The sequence below is a fragment of the Streptomyces sp. NPDC058534 genome (genome assembly GCF_042717365.1).
Taxonomy (GTDB): Bacteria; Actinomycetota; Actinomycetes; order Streptomycetales; family Streptomycetaceae; genus Streptomyces.
Window position 1 is genome coordinate 11,364 of sequence record NZ_JBHXNW010000128.1, and the last position, 3,112, is coordinate 14,475.

At 72.9% G+C, this 3,112-nt stretch carries 2 protein-coding genes; one reads left to right on the plus strand and one right to left on the minus strand.

Annotated features, from left to right (window positions below; translation table 11 throughout):
• Window positions 1-143: 143 nt before the first annotated feature.
• Window positions 144-1,679, minus strand: a complete 1,536-nt coding sequence (hutH, locus tag ACFWR9_RS40970) for a histidine ammonia-lyase (protein ID WP_383852273.1) — start codon at window positions 1,677-1,679, stop codon at window positions 144-146.
• Between the two features lie 128 nt (window positions 1,680-1,807).
• On the opposite strand from hutH, the gene ACFWR9_RS40975 reads away from it, so the two are divergent.
• On the plus strand, window positions 1,808-2,581 hold the full coding sequence (locus ACFWR9_RS40975; RefSeq protein ID WP_383852276.1) for an IclR family transcriptional regulator: 774 nt from the start codon (window positions 1,808-1,810) through the stop codon (window positions 2,579-2,581).
• Window positions 2,582-3,112 lie beyond the last annotated feature (531 nt).

Here is a 3,112-nt window from a genome sequence, read left to right on the forward strand (position 1 = left end):
GGGGCGTGTGCGGTGTTCTCGACACCCTGGTCGGCTCCCCGCGGGGCCGTGGGGGGCGGGCTGCGGGCCGCGCCGCCCGGCGGGCCGGCCGCCCCCCCCCCCACCGCCCGAGCCCACGGGCGGTGTGCGGAACGACGATGTGGTCAGACCAGCGGGCCGGTGACCGACTCCGCGGCGGCCAGGGCGCGGCCGGAGGTGACGTACTGGACGGTCGCCTCGATCTCGGGGGCGAGCCAGCGGTCCGTGCCGGGGCCGTCGACCGTCTCGCGCAGCCCGTCGCGAACCGCCGCCGTGGCCGGCGCCGGCGTCAGCGGCGCCCGCAGATCGAGGGCGCGGGCGGCGGTGAAGAGTTCCACCGCGAGGACGCGGCCGAGTCCGTCGACGGCGCGGCGCAGCTTGCGGGCGGCGGCCCAGCCCATGGAGACGTGGTCCTCCTGCATGGCGCTGGAGGGGATCGAGTCGGGGGAGGCCGGTACGGCCAGCCGCTTGAGCTCGGAGACGATCGCGGCCTGCGTGTACTGGGCGATCATGTGACCGGAGTCGACACCCGGGTCGTCGGCCAGGAAGGCGTTCAGTCCGCGGTTGCGGGCCGGGTCGAGGAACCGGTCCGTGCGGCGCTCGGAGATCGAGGCGACGTCGGCGACCGAGATGGCCAGGAAGTCGAGCACGGCGGCGACCGGGGCGCCGTGGAAGTTGCCGTTACTCTCCACCCGGCCGTCGAGGGTGACCACGGGGTTGTCGACGGCGGCGGCCAGTTCACGGGAGGCCACGAGCGTGGCGTGGCTGAGGGTGTCGCGGGCCGTGCCGTGCACCTGCGGCGTGCAGCGCAGCGAGTACGCGTCCTGGACGCGGGTGCACTCCGGACCCTTGTGGCTGGCGACGATCGCCGAGTCGGCGAGCAGGGAGCGCAGGTTGCCCGCGCTGTCCGACTGGCCCGGGTGCGGGCGCAGCGCCTGCAAGTCGCCGGCGAACACGGCATCGGTGCCGAGTTGGCCCTCGACGCTCATCGCGGCGGCGATGTCGGCTGCACGCAACAGGCGGCGCAGATCGTGGGCGGCGAGGAGGAGCATGCCCAGCATGCCGTCGGTGCCGTTGATGAGGGCAAGGCCCTCCTTCTCCTCCAGCACGACCGGGGTGATGCCCGCCTCGGCGAGCGCCTCGCCGGCGGGCTTGCGTACACCGTCGGCAGTGCGGACCTCGCCCTCGCCCATGACGGCGAGCGCGCAGTGCGCGAGGGGGGCGAGGTCGCCGGAGCAGCCGAGCGAGCCGTACTCGTGCACGACCGGGGTGATTCCGGCGTTCAGCAGTGCCGCGTATGCCTCCGCGGTCTGCGCCCGTACGCCCGTACGGCCCGTGGCGAGAGTGGACAGGCGCAGCAGCATCAGTGCGCGGACGACCTCGCCCTCGACCTCCGGACCCGAGCCCGCGGCGTGCGAACGCACCAGGCTGCGCTGAAGCTGGGCACGCAGCTCGGTGGGAATGTGGCGGGTCGCCAGGGCGCCGAAACCGGTGGAGACACCGTAATGCGGCGTGGCATCGTCGGCGAGGGCCTGGACGACCTCGCGACTGCGGGCGATTTCCTTGATCGCTTCCGGGGCGAGGACCACCGGGGTTCCGCGACGGGCAACGGACACGACTTCGTCGGCAGCGAGTGCGCCGACACCAACAACAACGGTCATGCCCCTATGAAGCCGCAGGCAGAAGCGGGTACGCGAGAGGATCCGACCCGCTAGTGTCTGGTATCCCAGACGTCGCCATCTGGGATACCAGACAAATGTTTGCTCCTGCCCTGGTCTACGCTCGGCCCATGAGTATCGTCCCAGCGGCCGCGCAGGTGCTGGCTGTGCTGCGCTATCTGGCGCGGCAGGCCGCACCTGTTCCCGCGGCCGCCATCAGCCGCGACGTGGGTCTGCCCCGCTCGACGACGTACCACCTGCTCGACACCCTCGCCGCGGATGGCTTCGTCGTCCATCTGCCGGAGGAGCGGCGCTACGGCCTCGGCGTCAGTGCCTTCGAGCTGGCCTCCGGATACGAGCGCCAGGCCCCGTTCCAGCGGCTGGCGCGGGTGCCGCTGGCCACGCTCGTGGACCGGACCGGGCACAACGCGAACCTGGCCGTGCTGCACGGCCGGGAGGTCATCTACGTCATCGAGGAACGCGCCCCGGGCCGCCCGCCGCTCGTCAGCGAGGCGGGGGTCCGGCTGCCGGCCCACCTGACCGCCAGCGGCCGCGCGGTGCTGGCACTGCTGCCGCCCGCACAGGTACGGGCGATCTTCCCGGACAGGTCGGCCTTCGTGCAGCGGCACGGCGTCGGCCCGGCGTCGCTGACGGCACTGCGTGGCCTGCTGGCCGAGGTGCGGCGCGGGGGTTACGCGACAGAGGAGGGCGAAGTCACCCCCGGCCTCTCCTCCGTCGCCGCGCCTGTGCTGGACCACCACGCACACCCGATCGCCGGGGTCTCCGTCACCTTCCCCGGTGAGGCGGTCGGTGAGGCGGAACGCCACCGGATCGCGGGACACGTCGCGCAGACGGCGCGGGAGCTGACCCGCCGGGTGGGGGGCGTCACCACGGCGCGGTGCTGACGCACCGCAAGGTTCTGGTGGCGTGCTGCCGAGACATCTTGCGAGGGCCCAGTGCGCTTGACGCGTCCCCGACTGGCCTTTCGCCACCAAAGCCGAGATTCGCGCTTGGTGTCGCCGCTGGCATCTCTCCCCGGTAGCCCCGCCGCTGCCGCACGCGCACGCTGCCCGGGACGCTTCAGCGTCCCGGGCGACATCGTCTGCGGCCTGCTCACCGAGGCGGTAGCCCGCGGCGAACTACGCGACGCCGTCGCGCCGGAGGAGACGCGACCAAGCATCGTGCGGGACGTGGTGCCGGCTCGACACGGCACGGCACGGCACGGCACAGGTGACGTTGGTCCGTCAGCTACTGAGGACGTGCCTGCGCGTGCAGATCACGCTGGGCAAGACCCGGGAGCCGGCGCGGGATGACTACTGATGACCCGATGCAAGAGAACGGAAGAGGGTGGGGGGGGGGGGGTGGGCGCGCGCCCCCGCTGTGGGTGCCCTGTACAGGGGGGGGGGTGTTGAGACGCCGAGACCGGGAGTGTGAGA